13 protein-coding genes and 1 pseudogene are annotated in these 16,517 nt (G+C 45.4%); 7 read left to right on the forward strand and 7 right to left on the reverse strand.

Annotated elements, in window-relative coordinates; genetic code table 11:
* Window positions 1-4 precede the first annotated feature (4 nt).
* From L5M29_RS16105 to L5M29_RS16115, 3 genes are read right to left on the reverse strand one after another with little or no spacing between them, the layout of a single operon-like run.
* Complete coding sequence (locus L5M29_RS16105) at window positions 5-610, reverse strand: hypothetical protein (protein WP_263168756.1); 606 nt, start codon at window positions 608-610, stop codon at window positions 5-7.
* Window positions 607-1,560: an alpha/beta fold hydrolase gene (locus L5M29_RS16110; protein WP_263168757.1), complete on the reverse strand. Its 954-nt coding sequence runs from the start codon at window positions 1,558-1,560 to the stop codon at window positions 607-609. The genes L5M29_RS16105 and L5M29_RS16110 overlap by 4 nt, the downstream gene beginning before the upstream one ends.
* Before the next feature lie 35 nt (window positions 1,561-1,595).
* On the reverse strand, window positions 1,596-2,567 hold the full coding sequence (locus tag L5M29_RS16115) for a virulence factor BrkB family protein (RefSeq protein ID WP_263168759.1): 972 nt from the start codon (window positions 2,565-2,567) through the stop codon (window positions 1,596-1,598).
* Window positions 2,568-2,648: 81 nt separating this feature from the next.
* On the opposite strand from L5M29_RS16115, the gene L5M29_RS16120 reads away from it, so the two are divergent.
* The 6 genes from L5M29_RS16120 to L5M29_RS16145 all read left to right on the forward strand — a co-directional run bounded on the left by L5M29_RS16120 (window position 2,649) and on the right by L5M29_RS16145 (window position 9,130).
* Entirely contained in the window at window positions 2,649-2,870 is a 222-nt protein-coding gene (locus L5M29_RS16120) for a hypothetical protein (RefSeq protein ID WP_006079786.1), read from the forward strand.
* Between the two features lie 28 nt (window positions 2,871-2,898).
* Window positions 2,899-3,552: a DUF2959 domain-containing protein gene (locus tag L5M29_RS16125; protein WP_173497437.1), complete on the forward strand. Its 654-nt coding sequence runs from the start codon at window positions 2,899-2,901 to the stop codon at window positions 3,550-3,552.
* 266 nt (window positions 3,553-3,818) lie between these two features.
* On the forward strand, window positions 3,819-5,033 hold the full coding sequence (locus tag L5M29_RS16130; RefSeq protein ID WP_105251123.1) for a 4Fe-4S binding protein: 1,215 nt from the start codon (window positions 3,819-3,821) through the stop codon (window positions 5,031-5,033).
* A 282-nt stretch (window positions 5,034-5,315) separates the two neighbouring features.
* Window positions 5,316-5,732, forward strand: a complete 417-nt coding sequence (locus tag L5M29_RS16135; RefSeq protein ID WP_105251122.1) for a hypothetical protein — start codon at window positions 5,316-5,318, stop codon at window positions 5,730-5,732.
* A 515-nt stretch (window positions 5,733-6,247) separates the two neighbouring features.
* Window positions 6,248-7,909, forward strand: a complete 1,662-nt coding sequence (locus L5M29_RS16140; protein WP_263168761.1) for an LTA synthase family protein — start codon at window positions 6,248-6,250, stop codon at window positions 7,907-7,909.
* A 195-nt stretch (window positions 7,910-8,104) separates the two neighbouring features.
* The gene (locus L5M29_RS16145; protein WP_263168762.1) at window positions 8,105-9,130 is read left to right on the forward strand and encodes a GGDEF domain-containing protein; all 1,026 of its coding nucleotides are present in this window, start codon (window positions 8,105-8,107) and stop codon (window positions 9,128-9,130) included.
* Between the two features lie 392 nt (window positions 9,131-9,522).
* On the opposite strand, the gene typA is transcribed toward L5M29_RS16145, so the two are convergent.
* On the reverse strand, window positions 9,523-11,334 hold the full coding sequence (typA, locus tag L5M29_RS16150; protein ID WP_105251119.1) for a translational GTPase TypA: 1,812 nt from the start codon (window positions 11,332-11,334) through the stop codon (window positions 9,523-9,525).
* A gap of 1,011 nt (window positions 11,335-12,345) precedes the next feature.
* On the opposite strand from typA, the gene glnA reads away from it, so the two are divergent.
* The gene (gene glnA, locus L5M29_RS16155) at window positions 12,346-13,755 is read left to right on the forward strand and encodes a glutamate--ammonia ligase (protein WP_113941334.1); all 1,410 of its coding nucleotides are present in this window, start codon (window positions 12,346-12,348) and stop codon (window positions 13,753-13,755) included.
* Window positions 13,756-14,081: 326 nt separating this feature from the next.
* Here glnA and L5M29_RS16160 read toward each other — a convergent pair whose 3' ends face one another.
* From L5M29_RS16160 to L5M29_RS16170, 3 genes and pseudogenes are all read right to left on the reverse strand, one after another.
* On the reverse strand, window positions 14,082-14,954 hold the full coding sequence (locus L5M29_RS16160; protein ID WP_263168763.1) for a hypothetical protein: 873 nt from the start codon (window positions 14,952-14,954) through the stop codon (window positions 14,082-14,084).
* A gap of 182 nt (window positions 14,955-15,136) precedes the next feature.
* Window positions 15,137-16,009 carry a hypothetical protein gene (locus L5M29_RS16165; RefSeq protein WP_263168765.1) on the reverse strand — a complete coding sequence of 291 codons (873 nt, stop codon included), beginning with the start codon at window positions 16,007-16,009 and terminating at the stop codon, window positions 15,137-15,139.
* 180 nt (window positions 16,010-16,189) lie between these two features.
* Window positions 16,190-16,517: pseudogene (locus tag L5M29_RS16170) on the reverse strand (hypothetical protein); the annotation flags it as partial.

Genomic DNA, 16,517 nt, shown 5'->3' on the forward strand with positions numbered 1-16,517 from the left:
TAGATTAAGGCTTAACGGGAACCATTTGCGGCATTAGCGGTAGCGGGCGGATATATTGCTCTACGCCATCAGGCAAAGATTGTACGACCTGCGCTAAGCCGCCATTCGTCCACAGCATAAAGCGACGTAATTCTTCTATTTCAATACGGTCGGCAAAGGTCACTGTACCTTGCACTTGAATCACTGCGCCTTGGTCCAACAACACAAACTTGGCAAAATTAAGCTTCTGATTCAAGGTGCCAATCACGGCAGGCAACTCTTGGCTGGCCTGCAATTGCGGATGCACTGCATAGAAGCGATTCATTAAAATACGGTCAATGCCCGCCGAATTGATACTCGGCTCAAGCAAGAATTGGTTATTGCCAAACTGCACAGCCACTTTAGTCAGCGCAACTTGGGTGGCGAGATAATTTGCGTTAATCAGCGCTTGGTACAAGCGATCAGCGGCAGTTTCATTAGTCAACCCACCGAGTTCAACAACTTTGGGCGCGACAGGGGCACTCACGACCGCCTGAGTCGCCACTTGATCAATCGCGCTGGTTTGCGAGGGCGCCGTGATAGCACAGGCGGTTAATCCGAGTAAAGTGGCACTGATGAGCAATGTTTTCATTGTATTTCCCTTTGATGTATCCACGACCACATAGCATGGATTTCTGCTGTAACCGCCAAAAACAAAGACTCACTATTGAGCATATGTCCGCCATCGACAACAGATTGAATTGTAATAACATGCTCCAACCCAGCCAAAAAATCGCGTAATAGCGTCGCTGGGCAAATCGCATCCTGCATTCCTTGCAATAACACACTACGCGCCTTCACTCTAGGCGTCACGCGCTGTAACACATTCATGGCATTGAAGTAATTATGTCGAGCAAAGTGTAACTCGATATTGGCTAATGCTAATACGGATTCGGGTAACAGCCTTGGTAGCACTAACCTCGCCCCCGCAAGCTGCAACTCCCACTGTACCCAACGCCGCGCAAAATGGTATCGCACATTTTCGTCGGCTGATGCCAAACCTAGATGGTACGAATCCAGCAGTTCAGTCAGCGATAACTGAACCGGAAAAATGTCATTGAAGAGTCGATAAGCAACAGGTTGCAATTTTGCCGCGCCGTCAGCGCCATAGAGCCAGTCGAGACCTTCTTTGGATGGAATAAATAACGCCCACAGTACCTGTGCAATCACCCGCTCTGGGAATAATCCGCTGTAAATTAAGCCTAATGTTGCCCCAAAAGAGCCACCTGCTAAACACCAACGCTCAATACCCAATGCAAGGCGAATCGCCTCAATATCGCTAATCAAACCCGTGAGATGGTTGTTGGCTAAATCGCCAAAGGGTAAAGATTGCCCAGACCCGCGTTGATCTAAAAGCAAAATCCAATATTGATCGCCATTAAATAAAGCTAAATCACCGATATCACAACCCGCTCCTGGACCGCCGTGCAAATACAGCAGTGGGATACCTTGTGGATTACCGTATTGCGCCAGATGCAATTGCTGACCATTGCCAACGTTAAACCAGTCGCGACGGATAAAAGATGGGAAGGATTCAGGCATTCAGTGTCATCGCCATTAATAATCCTCTAATGGGGTCATTCAGATTTAGCCACCGCCTTGAGTGCCGTCACCTCAGCCGAAGTTAACACCGCAGCGGAATTATCTTGGGAGGCATTTTCTAGAGGCTTAGCATTCAGAGCTGTTTCGTCATCATCTGAGCTCGACTCATAATCTAAATATTCAGGCATCGCGGCGGTAATTTCCGCGCCGAGTAATACTATCATCCACGATAAATACACCCAGACAAAGATAATGGGGATCACGGCTAAAGCACCATAAATCGCTTCATAACTCGGAAACTGAGTGACATACATAGCAAAGGCTTTTTTACCTAACTCAAACAAGATTGCGGCAACAATCGCCCCTAATAGTGCATGTAGAAACTTCACTTTTTGATTAGGCACCACCATATACAACAGCAAGAATGCCGCAACTGAGAACAGCATGGGCAAACGCTCAAGAAACACGGGCACCACACCCGACAACTGACCATCAAAAACCTTCAATGACACCACGTAGGAAGTGGCGACCAAACTGGCCCCCACCAATACCGGGCCCAAAGTGATGACCATCCAATACATAGAAAAAGCCACCACCACTGAACGCTTCTCTTTAGTACGCCAAATGTTATTAAGCGATTTATCAATGGCAGAAATCAGCAAAATGGCAACCACAACTAAGGCCGCAATCCCAACCGCAGTCCCCTTAGAGGCATTGGCCACAAACTCATTGATATACACTTGCACTGTGTCGCCAGCGGCGGGTAAAAAATTCTGATAAACGAAACCTTCTATCTGTCCACGTATCCCCTTAAATACCGGAAAAGCTGACAGCATAGACATAGTCACCGCCACCATAGGCACGAGTGACAACAGTGTGACATAGGCTAAATGTCCGGCGCGGATATTGATTTGATCTTCCACTAAACGCCGTCTCAAATGCAGCAGGAATTGCCAGATCCCGAGGAATAAGGCGCGAATTTGTGCCAGTTCTATCTTCTTAGTCACGGGTTTCTCTTGATTCTGTTGGTATAGACTCGTTATCTTCGTACAATAAACACTTAATTTACAAGTCTAAGGAGTGAATTGATGTCTCAACAAGGATCTGCAGGTAACGTTATTTCCGCTATTGCTAGCCTATTTTTTCCTGGGCTAGGCCAATTATTGCAAGGCCGAATAATGGCCGCACTGTTATTTTTCATTATCACAGTGGTGGGTTATGCCCTCTGGTGGCTGATTGTGCCCGCGGTAATAGGTGCTATCTTTCATCTGTGGAGCATTATCGATGCGGCTCGATTTAAAGCCGATTAATTAATTTCATTCAGCGACGGAACCCCCAATGAAAAGACTGATAGCTTCAGGGCTGATTGCCACAAGTCTCCTGCTTAGTGGTTGCCAGAGTGCCTACTACGGCGCAATGGAAAAGGTCGGTTACCATAAACGCGATATTATGGTCGACAGAGTTAAAGATGCGAAAAAATCCCAACAGGATGCTCAAAAAGAGTTCAGCTCTGCCCTAGAAGAAATGCAAGCACTGCTCAATTACAGTGATGGCAACTTAGAAAAAGCCTATAGCAGAGCCAAAGATGAATACGAATCGGCTCAAAGTGCCGCCGACAACGTCAGCAACCGTATCAATAAAGTCGAAGATGTAGCCGAAGCACTGTTCGATGAGTGGCAAAATGAAATTAGCGAGATCAGTAAAGCCAACCTACGCCGCAACAGTGAAGCTAAACTCAAAGAAACGCGCCGCGCCTATGAACAATTGATTAAAAGTATGCGCCGTGCCGAGTCAAAAATGCCGCCGATACTCACCGCCATGAAAGACAATATGCTGTATCTCAAGCATAACTTGAACGCCCAAGCCATTGGTGCGATTAAAAGCGAATTTGCGAGTCTGCAAACCGATATTTCTGGCCTGATTAAAGAGATGAACACCTCGATTAACGAATCGAGCAAATTTATCGAAGCACTCGAAAAATCAAAAAATTAATCCAAATACCCCACTGAACTCCTAAGCCCTAGCAAACTAAATTGCTAGGGCTTTTTATTCTTTGTGTGACCTCGCACGCTGTCCCTGCAAGCCATACTTTATTTGTGCAAGACTAAAACACTTAGCTTTGTGAGCTATGGCGCGCTTTAATTGATTGATAGCGCGAATCTTAGATCTGACGCACAATTTCACTTATTACTCAAAAACTTATCCTCAGTTCACCACTCAGAGCCTGTACTTGTAACTTATTAGCTGTATTCATCACTATGACTTTTATCGAATCACTCACGCTGATGTTGGCACTCATGTATCTCGCCTCCCTCAGCTATTGGAGCGGCCAGAAATGGGGCGCTGTCGCCACTCTGTTGCTCAGTATCGGTGCGGTGGCAATGAGTCTTTATTGGCCACTGGCTCTCGGGCTTCTTATTGCACTACCACTGATGCTACTTGGGCATAAATTTGCGCCTGATGCACTCAAGGGTGAAATTAAAATCAATACCCTTCGTGAAGGGACTCAACATGTCTTAGCGCTATCGCTCTTGCTGGTTGCCATACAATACACAATCAATACCGTACTGCTTAAGCAAGGAATCACACCTTGGCTAATGCGCCCCGACGTAGTCGATGCCTTTTTACCGATTGCGGGTGGCATTGAGCTTAAAGCCATTATCAGCCTCAATTTGTGGGATCAAACCCATCCTGCGGCAGCAGTCATGCTAGCGGCGGTATTACTCACAGGTTTACTCTGCAAGCGGGCATTTTGCGGTTGGGCTTGCCCATTAGGTTTGGCAGGGGAATACCTGTATTCCTTTAGAAAACGCTTTATTAAATCAGAGCTTACACCACCCGCTTGGCTAGATTGGCCACTGCGAATGTTGAAATATCTATTACTCCTAGCACTTTGCTACATAGTCATTGGTATGCCAGCACAATCCATCCCCCATTATCTTGAAGGTAATTATCATAAGATTGCCGACTTGAAGATGGCATTGTTCTTCCTAACACCCAGCCTAATCACGCTACTGGTATTTGCGCTGATCCTCGCTTTAGCGGCATGGCGTCGTCAGGGATTCTGCCGTTACTTGTGTCCCTATGGCGCTATGCTTGGGATCTTAAGCTTTGCGAGCCCATTAAAAATCCGCCGCAATACCCAACACTGCCTTATCGAAGCGAAAGGAATGAAATGTGACAAGTGTACCCGCGCTTGCCCAGCAAACATCATAGTGCACACTAAAACCACGGTTCGCAGTGACGAGTGCCAAGCCTGCATGCGCTGTGTCGCGGCTTGCCCTAAATCCGCCGCCCTCGGCCTTGGACTGAAATCTGGCCACAGGCTCGGTCATAAGGGATTGCTCGCATTAGTGCTCATCGCATTATTTATCCTACCGCTGGGCGCTTACTTAGCGGGTTTCTGGCATAGCCAAACACCAGACAACATCCGCATGGAATTGATCCAAGTGATTAATAGAATTGGGCACTAGAACACGCGACATCACTAGAACACCTAAAATGACACATATGACGGGATCCAATTGCGATGGAATAAAACACTAACGAAATTGAAAAACAGCAGCAGATAAGACTAGAAAACCTCAAAATGGAAACCTTTAGGTACAACTAAAGGTTGACCAACCTAGTAGGAATAATCTGAAAGGATTAAAATAAAATCATATAGAACAGATGCTTAATTGACACAAAATCTAATTACTGGTCTAATTCGCGCGCATTTAATAAAGGAATGTATTAACCAAAGGAATTATTGTGTGAAAAAATCATTATTGATCGCTCTTACTGCTCTGCCATTATTTGCTTATGCTGGCCCATTCGATTCAATCGTTAAATCAGCAACTCAATCTGTCACTGACACAGTGAATGATACGGCGACCAATGCGTTAGACAGCGCAACGAATGAAGCGATTAAAAATACATTCGGCATTAAAGAAGGCTCAACCAAGCAAACAATCACTGAAAAATTAGGTGCGCCTGCTAGCACTTATAATGAAGCGGATCTAGAAGTTTGGGCCTATGATCTTAGTGCGTTAAATGCAGCGTCTCCAATGCTGGCAGAAACCACTAAAACTTTGCTGAAAGATAATGAAGTCGCTCAGAAAAATGTGACTATCAGCTTCAAAGGTGAAAGTGTCAATGCGGTAAAATTGGCAGATAAAGCTAAGTCATAAGCTTGACGCTCACTCGATAGGGCTCTAAGTCCTATCGAGTATCCCGACGTCCTCGGCCGCACCACAGCCATGATAGGCGTTAGCAATAAAGCCACTGCCAAGTAATACTATCCAGAAAAGACCTCACGTGCCGTCCAGTGACACACTCAGCTAACGCAATCCAGTAACCTCTCATCAGCAGTCATTGCTAAGCAATACCAACAAGCTTTGCCTGATTTTGAACTCGTGACGACTGCTGTGCTATTATGCGCCATTTCTCAATGTCTGATGATCAAATTAATCGTATGAAGTTAAGTCAATTTCGCAGTGTGTTGTTTCTTTATGTCTCAATGTTATTCATTCTCGCCTGTTTCCGCTTAGCCAATTACATTGCGTATCACGATTATTTTGCGGGAAGTATCGATGTCATGACGATACTGTTCACTTCAGTTAGATTTGATCTAATGACAGCAAGCTATGTGCTGCTATTGCCGACCTTACTTATATTAATCCCAGCAAAGGGCCGAATTGCCTCAATGATAAAAGGAACTGGACTGCAACTGGGTCTAGTTATGCTGATGCTATCAACCATCGCACTGATGGGTGATTTCATCTATTTTGGGGTAGTAAACAGACACACATTTAATGATCTGCCTCTACTCATGACAGAGACATCATTTATTATTCCGTTTCTAGTCAAAGATCATCTTGCTCTGACCATATTTAGCTTAGTGTTAGTTATTTCAGCCATCCTTTTTTGGCTAAAAAAATGGCGTACCCTTTTCTATGTCGCCAAACCGCATAAATCATTTCTAGCTCAATGTGGTACATTTTTACTCGCATTACCCTTATTGATCCTGTGCATGCGCGGATTGGACTTACACGGTAAGCCATTAGGGATTATCGATGCCTATGATAGCCAGAATGAGCAGCAAGCTAATTTGATATTAAATGGCATTTACACGGGGGCCAAAGGAACAGCACAGAGCTACCAACGCACAGATTACAAATATTTCAACGCAGAACAGCTTGCAGCCCGTCTGAACAAAACTGAAGATGAAGCGTATCAATATCCATTTCTCAGTCAATTCCCTGAAAATAGCCCCAATAGTCGTAACTTAGTCATTATTTTAGTTGAAGCATTGAGCTACGCCTATGTCGATGGCTTATCCGGATCAGATTATAAAGTCACACCATTTTTAGATGAATTATCTAAAAAAGCAGAAGTATATGACAATTTTTACGCCGTCGGTCAGCGCAGTAATTTAGGGGTTCAAGCCAGCTTATTCGGCCTACCGCCCCTAGAAAGTGTGGGCTATATTGGTGGTGGTCTCGAATTATCACGACTCACAAAAATCGGTAATATCGCCCAATCACACGGCTACCAAACCCAAATGCTGCAAAGCTCAAAACGCGATTCCATTCGCCTAGATTCCATCGCTAACTATGCGGGTTTTCAGCAATATTTAGGTCGCAGTGATATCCCCATTACCCGCACAGATTATCCCGATCCCGATGGCGCTCAATTTGGTTGGGACTATGAAATGCTAATGAAAACACTCGAACTGGCCAATAAAAGTGACAAACCTTTTATCAGTTTTTCATTTACAGGCACCACCCACATGCCATACGTAGAAACACCGAAGCACTTACAGGTTTATCCGTATGGCCAAGATACATTTACAGATTTTTTGAACACTGTTAGATATACAGATGAAGCTCTTAAAGCATTTTTTACAGAAGCTTCAAAGCAGGACTGGTACGAAAATACGACTTTCATGATTTTAGCAGATCATACCTTGTTCAATACGAAAACGCCGGGCTTAGAAAGTGCATTCCATATTCCGTTATGGATTTACCGTCCAGGGCAAAACATAACCCCTAAACGGCATAAAATACTTGCAAGCCAACTAGATATTTTACCTACAGCTTTTGATTTACTCGGTTTTAATAACGAGTTCGCATCTGTTGGACGATCACTTTATAGAGACCGAAAACCCTACAGCATAGTCGTAAAAGGGGACTTACTAGGCGCATTTACTAACTCAGGTTCGTTTTTAATTGCGGGAGATAAAATCATATCAGAGAGTGATAGTGCAGATTTTACTCAAAATGATGCTCCTAAGTATGCAGAACAACTAAAACTTGAATTCCAACTATCCCAACAGGCTGTGTTAAATAATACTTGGGCTAAATGATACATTAAGTGAATGCAAAACAATTTTGTCTCACAGACCATACTGCAGATAATGGCTTACATCACTCTCTGCAGTATTTTTAATATATACGTCATAAAATTGATTACAATCAGGCAACAGCTAGACTTTATCGCAGATAATATTCCTATACGGATATTAGGAAAATGGTTTTATGTTCCCCAACGGAGCTAACCTATGCGACCCGACCGACAGCAATTGATCCATTCGTTATTTGACGAATATATTGAGATGTATGCCTCCCGTGATGACAGGCTAACTCGTCGCTTTAGTGATAACTTTAGCGGCTATGCAGGGAGCAGTGGCCAGCTTGTCACCAGCAGGGAAGAATGGGTGCGAATCACTCGTCAGGACTTTGCACAAGTGCCTGAGCGAATCCACATCGAAATGTTAGATCTTTCTTTACAAGATCTTGCCGACAACCTCGTGGTTGTGACTGCCTTTTTTCATATCCACTTACCTATCCCTAATCCTATGCTTTCCCGCGAGACAGCACGGCTAGTGTTGATATTTCACCGAGAAAACAACGACTGGATGATTGTCCACAGCGGCATATCCATCCCCTACGGCTTAGCCCACAAAGGGGAAATTTACCCGATCGCGCGATTAGAGGAACGTAACGTCGAACTTGAATCCATGATCACAGCTCGAACTAGTGAACTGGCAGAAGCCAATAGGCAACTTGAAATACTCAGCAATACCGATGGTTTAACCAATATCGGCAATCGCCGCCTATTTGACATGATGTTACAAACAGAGTGGAGTCGTGGGCAAAGGAGCAATTCATCATTGGCCCTCATCATGCTCGATATTGACCACTTTAAACAATTTAACGATCACTATGGCCACCTCGCCGGAGACGATTGCCTTAAACAATTAGCGAGTACACTGTCCCAGTCCGGTCGCAGAGCGGGCGAATTAGTCGCTCGCTACGGCGGCGAAGAATTTGTCATTCTATTACCGAATGTCGATAATCAAACCGTACTTGAGACTGCACAGCACATTCATCAACTGATCCAATCCATTGCCATTCCGCATGCAAATACCGACCTTGGGATTGTAACAGTGAGCGCAGGCGTCGCCTATCTGCAACCCTCTAACAAACAAAATGCGTTAGAACTCGTTCGCCAAGCGGACGCCGCCCTCTACCGCGCAAAATCCGCTGGGCGCAATTGCATACGGGTGATGGATGAGGACTACTAATACCAATCGTATTAAATATCTGTTCATTCAGCGGGAGTTCTACGCGCTTTAGACAAGGCGAAGGCTTGAAGGCATAGTGGTGCTCTGTCGAAAGCCTTAAACGCAGTATAAAGCGCGTTGCCATGTAGTGAACATCAGCCGCCCTTCGGGAGCCACACAGGCATCCCACTCCCGTGTTGCATTGACTTAAAAGGGAATAACCATTTCTGCGTCAATGCGCCTTGGATTGAGATACCTGTGATGCTCTGAACTGATCAGCTATTTAATGTGATTGGTATAATACCCATTACTCAATTTATCCCAACAAAAAGCCCTGCACAGTTTCCTATGCAGGGCTTTTTAAACCGATTGACTCACCTTAAGGGCGTGTCACCTGAATTAACAGACTGGCATTAACCGCGGTTAAAGCGCTTACGATCGTTTTCAGTCAAGTGTCTCTTACGAACACGAATGTTCTTAGGCGTTACTTCAACTAATTCATCATCATCGATGAACTCAAGCGCTTGCTCAAGTGTCATTGTGATTGGCGTAGTCAACACTTGGGCTTCGTCAGTACCAGAAGCACGCATGTTGGTCAGCTGCTTACCTTTCAAACAGTTAACTGTCAAATCGTTTGAGCGAGCGTGAATACCAACCACTTGGCCTTCGTATACTTCAGCGGCGTGGCCGATAAAGAGACGACCGCGATCTTGCAGACCGAACAGTGCGAAGGTCAGAGCCTTACCCGTTGCGTTAGAGATCAATACGCCGTTAGCGCGTTGACCGATATCGCCACCTTTGTGCGGACCATAATGGTCGAATGAGTGATAAATTAGACCAGTACCAGAAGTCGCTGTCATAAACTCAGTTTGGAAACCGATTAAACCACGGCTTGGGATGATGAAGTCGATACGTACACGACCTTTACCATCAAGCTGCATGTCTTTCATTTCAGCTTTACGGGTACCTAATTTCTCGATTACTGTGCCTTGATCTTCTTCTTCAACGTCAACAGTCAAGGTTTCAAATGGTTCACACAGTTCACCGTCGATAGTTTTCAGAATAACTTCTGGACGTGATACGGCTAACTCGTAACCTTCACGACGCATGTTTTCAATCAAGATTGATAAATGCAATTCACCACGGCCAGATACACGGAAGCGATCTGGACTTTCTGTTTCTTCAACACGCAGTGCCACGTTGTGGACTAATTCTGTTTGCAGACGCTCCAGAATGTTACGTGAAGTCACATACTTACCTTCTTTACCTGCAAAAGGTGAAGTATTAACTTGGAAAGTCATGGTCAGAGTAGGTTCATCAACAGTCAAAGGTGGCATAGCTTCTACTGCACCAACGGCACAGATAGTGTCAGAAATTTTCAGCTCGCCTAAACCAGTGATAGCAACGATGTCGCCAGCGTTAGCAATTTCAACTTCAGTACGGTCTAGACCCATGTAACCTAATACTTGGCCCATTTTACCGTTACGAGTTTTGCCATCAGCGCCAATAATAGTCACTTGTTGGTTCGTTTTCACGCTACCACGCTTGATGCGGCCGATACCGATAACACCCACGTATGAGTTGTAGTCGATTTGCGAAATTTGCATCTGGAACGCGCCTTCGGCGTCAGCATCTGGGAAAGATACTTTTTCAACGATAGTTTGGAACAGCGGCGTCATATCATCGCTCGCTACATCCGGATCTAAAGTTGCAAAACCGTTTAACGCAGAAGCGTAAACGATCGGGAAATCTAACTGCTCGTCAGTTGCACCTAAGTTATCGAACAGGTCGAATACTTGGTCAATAACCCAATCTGGGCGTGCACCTGGACGGTCAATTTTGTTGATAACAACGATTGGCTTTAAGCCTTGAGCAAACGCTTTCTTCGTTACGAAGCGAGTTTGTGGCATTGGACCGTCAACGGCATCAACCAGCAATAATACTGAGTCAACCATAGACAGAACACGCTCAACCTCACCACCGAAATCGGCGTGGCCTGGGGTATCAACGATGTTAATACGGTAGTCGTTCCACTTGATGGCAGTATTCTTTGCCAGAATCGTGATCCCACGTTCCTTTTCAAGATCGTTGGAGTCCATCACCCGCTCAGTGGCTTCTCCTCGGGTTGCAAGGGTGCCTGACTGTGACAGCAACTTGTCTACCAGGGTCGTTTTGCCATGGTCAACGTGTGCAATAATGGCGATGTTACGTAAATTCTCTAGCACGGATAAACCTCTTACCATCAAACAAAAATAGGGATATTTCAGTAATTCGTTATGGTGATCGAGCTCGATCTACCACAATAAAAAGCGTGCCATTCTACTCCAGAGCGGCCTTGGCGCACAGGATTATTTTTGAACACTTATAAAACAATTCGCCAATCCTTGGGTAATTTCCGCCAATCATCCACTGAATGAAATCCTCTATAGCCAGAGTTAACGCTCTGTTTAATTGCCATATTCGTAGGAAAAATCTGAGTTAAGCAGCTGAATTTGCTATTTTTCGTATTCAATGTTAGCACTGCTAATGTCGATTTAAGCATCAGCAAAATCGACTTAGATACAGAGAAATTACCACGTGAACACACTGCAATAAATTCTGCGGCACACTTAATCTAACGTTCATGTTGGCGTTTACACCCGATGACATTAAGACTCACTTCATTGTCACGGGATACCTTTCTTACGCATCACTGATTTCACTTGGCCTGTGAACAGCAAAGACATTTCGCACATGAGAACGAACTCTTTCCTAATAATATGATAATAAACCACTATTGGATTGATAATGCGTGGCATAGTTGGACAGACTAGCGTGGTTTTATGACAATTATGCGGCGGTTATGCGGTGATAAATAGTCCCGTGCAGTGCTGCAAGTATGTGCGAGCTTCACAGAGGCGGTACTTACTGAGATAGTGAAAGCCAAAGCGTCATTGCCATCTCAGTGCCATATAAGCGGTGCATGTTATCGCTGTGCATCCCAGCTTAAGGTTTGCATGAATCAATTCAGTGCGCACCAAAATGGAGTAATGCACCAAAATGCCACAGACAAAAGCACCATTATGGTGCACACGCGAATCCAATTAAGTGCAACAAAGATTTTAAATCATGTTAATCAGTAAGTTAAATTATTGGCATGGATATCGCTTTATAGCTCGTAAGTTTGGCTCAAGATAAATCACTTGAGTTAAAAGATTATAGAAGGGGCATCCCTTTACCCTACCGGAGGCTTGAGAATGTCAGTTGAATCAGTTTTAAAGCAACTTGAAGAATTAGAAGTTAAGTTCGTTGATTTACGTTTTACCGACACTAAAGGTAAAGAGCAGCACGTATCTATTCCTTCTCATCAGGTAGATGCTGATTTCTTCGAAGACGGCAAAATGTTTGACGGTTCTTCTATCGCAGGTTGGAAGGGCATTAACGAATCAGACATGGTACTGATGCCAGATCCAACGACATTTGTACTGGATCCTTTCACCGAAGAAACCACAGCGCTGATCCGTTGTGACATTCTTGAACCCGGTACTATGACAGGTTACGACCGTGACCCACGCTCAATTGCTAAAAAAGCAGAAGCTTACCTGATCTCTACTGGTATCGCTGATACTGTATTGATTGGACCAGAACCAGAATTCTTCCTATTTGACGATGTCCGTTTCGGTACTGACATGTCAGGTTGTTTCGTTAAGATCGACGCTAAAGAAGCGGCTTGGAACTCAGGCACTAGCTACGAAGGCGGCAACACAGGTCACCGTCCATTTGTTAAAGGCGGTTACTTCCCAGTTGCACCGGTTGACTCATCACAAGACCTACGTAGCGCTATGTGTTTAGTGCTCGAAGAAATGGGCCAAGTGGTTGAAGCGCATCACCACGAAGTGGCGACTGCAGGTCAAAACGAAATCGCCACTCGCTTCAACACCTTGACTAAGAAAGCGGATGAAATCCAAATTCTGAAGTACGTAGTGCACAACATGGCACACGCTTACGGTAAGACTGCGACTTTCATGCCTAAACCCATCGTTGGTGACAACGGTAGCGGCATGCACGTTCACCAATCTCTGGCGAAAGACGGTGTTAACTTGTTCGCTGGCGACAAATACGCAGGTTTAAGTGAAACGGCTCTGTACTACATAGGTGGTATCATCAAGCACGCTCGCGCACTGAACGCTTTCACTAACCCAAGCACTAACTCTTACAAGCGTTTAGTGCCACACTTTGAAGCACCTGTTATGTTGGCCTACTCTGCCCGTAACCGCTCTGCATCAATCCGTATTCCAGTGGTACCAAGCCCTAAAGGCCGTCGTATCGAAGCACGTTTCCCTGACCCACATGCAAACCCATACTTAGGTTTCGCAGCGCTGCTGATGGCGGGTCTTGACGGTATCCAAAACAAGATCCACCCAGGTGAAGCGATGGACAAAGATCTGTACGATCTGCCTCCAGAAGAAGCGGCTGAAATCCCACAAGTGGCAACATCATTAGAAAACGCCCTTGAAAATCTGCAAGCTGACCATGAGTTCCTGACTAAAGGCGGCGTGTTCAGTGAAGATTTCATCCAATCTTATATCGTACTGAAAACAGCAGAAGCTGAGCGCGTAGCACGTACAACTCACCCACTTGAGTTTGAAATGTACTACAGCCTGTAATGGCTAGCGCTATACAACCGGCTCGCTTTATGTAATTTATACAGAAAATATAAAAGCCTCGATAGCAACGCTATCGGGGCTTTTTGTATTTTGAAGGTATATACAACTTTTATTCTGATTCAATCATCGCGTTGTTCTCTAAATAGGCATCATCGCCAACCACTCTTTTATCATTCAGAGAAGGCACGCCAGACACCGCGACAACAGCAACAATAGAGATAGATGGTTAAAAACCGATCTAAACTAAACATGGATGCAGCAGAAAAACCACCTATATAGTCGGAAGTTAACTACCGCGCCATTATTGTTAAGTGTCCACGCTTTATTCAACTAGGCTGGGTATTCTCAGGGGCAAAATCTACCAGTTGGGCAGGTTCGCCTGACTCAAATGACGCAAATGGTAAGCCATCTAACACGCGCTCATTTTTAAATACACGGATTTCAGAATCAGGTAACTGCGTCATCAGTAATGACAAGATAATGTGCATCTTATCCAATGGGCAATGAAGACGAATACTTGCACGTAAGCCCATTGTTCGTACATCCGATTGGCAGGCAATAAATGGACGATTCCGCGTTATCTTAATCAAATGGCGATGCCCATTTTTTATAGGACTCTCGTAAGTTGTCTCTACATTTTTAAAACCAGTAAAGAAAAATGCCCCCAGAGCCATTCCACCTACACCAACCAGCGCTGCTGGGCCTAAAAAGGCCACCCCGACAATACAAACCACCACCCCAAACCAAGCCAGCCCCCGCACTACCGCATAGGCTGCATCCGGAATAGCATCATGATAGGTGGTAACTAACCCCTCGGTGGTGAGCCGATAATGGTACTGTTTGTCTGCAAACCAGAGGTAACGAGCAGATAAGCACATAATTAAAGCCATGATGATTAACCCTATACCCAAGCTAGTATCGCCAGATAGCAAATAGCACCCTATAAGTGCTAAGCAACCACACGGGATCAGGAAGGTTAACCAAAATAGACCATAGACAGTCGCCACCCGAATATCCCACTCATAAAGCGTGGGCGCCTCACGCACCCGCTGCTGACGTAGCTTATTGAGCCGGCTTTGCTCCTCTTGGGGTAATTGCAGGTACTCAGTGCGCGGCAGGTCTTCATACCGACTGTCGTCCAACAGTTTTGTCTCTTGCTCTGTCGACGCCAACTGCAGCGGCGCTGCTCTCTTATTCATATAGCTATTCCTTTGCTGTGCCCACGGACTGCACGGTCATCGTTAACCTATCCACACAGCTCGTACTTAATGTCTTCTCACTCTTGACGATCTTGCCGCTATAAGGCCTGTTAGCATCTTGGTGGCAAAGCTGCCACTGATGACACCGAATCTCACGCCAATAACAGGCGCGAAAGAAAGCGTTAGACGGCATGGGTATTCTCAGGGGCGAAATCTGACAGTTGGGCAGGTTCGCCTGACTCAAATGACGCAAATGGTACGCCATCTAACACGCGCTCATTTTTAAATACACGGATTTCAGAATCAGGTAACTGCGTCATCAGTAATGATAAGATGGTGTGCATCTTATCCAATGGGCAATGAAGACGAATGCTTGCGCGTAAGCCCATTGTTCGTACATCCGATTGGCAGGCAATAAATGGACGATTCCGCGTTACCTTAATCAAATGACGATGCCCATTCTTTATAGAACTCTCGTAAGTTGTCTCTATATTTTTAAAACCGGTGAAGAAAAATGCCATCACGGCAAAACTACCCGCGCCGACCAAGGCGGCCGGGCCTAACAACGCCACGCCGACGATGCAAACAACTACCCCAAACCAAGCCAGCCCCCGCACTACCGCGTAGGCGGCATCCGGAATAACGTCATGATAGGTGGTAACCAACCCCTCGGTGGTGAGCCGATAATGGTACTGTTTGTCGGCCAACCAGAGGTAGCGCATAAATGGCCCAAAAATCATCACTATGATGAGAAAATAATACCATTGTTCAAATCCATACCAATATGTCACCAACCCAACTAGAGCCGTAATCCCGCACGGAATAAGGACCATGATCCACCCCATACCATACACAGTCGCCACCCGAATATCCCACTCATAAAGCGTGGGCGCCTCACGCACCCGCTGCTGACGTAGCTTATTGAGCCGGCTTTGCTCCTCTTGGGGTAATTGCAGGTACTCAGTGCGCGGCAGGTCTTCATACCGACTGTCGTCCAACGGTTGCGTCTCTTGCTCTGTCGACGCCGACTGCTGCGGCGCTGCTCTCTTATTCATATAGCTATTCCTTTGCTGTGCCCACGGACTGCACGGTCGTCGTTAACCTACCCACACAGCTTGTACTTAATGTCTTCTCGCCCTTGACGACCTTGCCGCGAAAGGCCTGTCAGCATCTTGGTGGCAAAGCTGCCACTGATGACACCGAATCTCGCGCCAATAATAGGCGCAAGAAAAACGTTAACTGGGCAGGGTATTCTCAGGGGCAAAATCTGACAATTGGACTGGTTCGCCGTCACGGATGCCAACTTTAGAAAGGCCAACTATTCGTTCATTTTTCAATAAAAAGAGTTTCGACCCCGGTAATTGCTTCATCAGTAGCGACAACACTTTATGCATATCTTCGGGATAGCAATAACAGTCGAGATTTGAATAATATCCGAAATAAAACCTGTCTGTATCACACGATATATATGGCCTCTTGTGGGTCACTTTTATCATGTGGGGATGTCCACGCTTGATAGCACTTATTGAGGTGGTTTCTACATTTTTAAAACCAGTAAAGAAA

Source organism: Shewanella sp. SM95, assembly GCF_025653595.1.
Classification (GTDB): Bacteria; Pseudomonadota; Gammaproteobacteria; order Enterobacterales; family Shewanellaceae; genus Shewanella; species Shewanella oncorhynchi.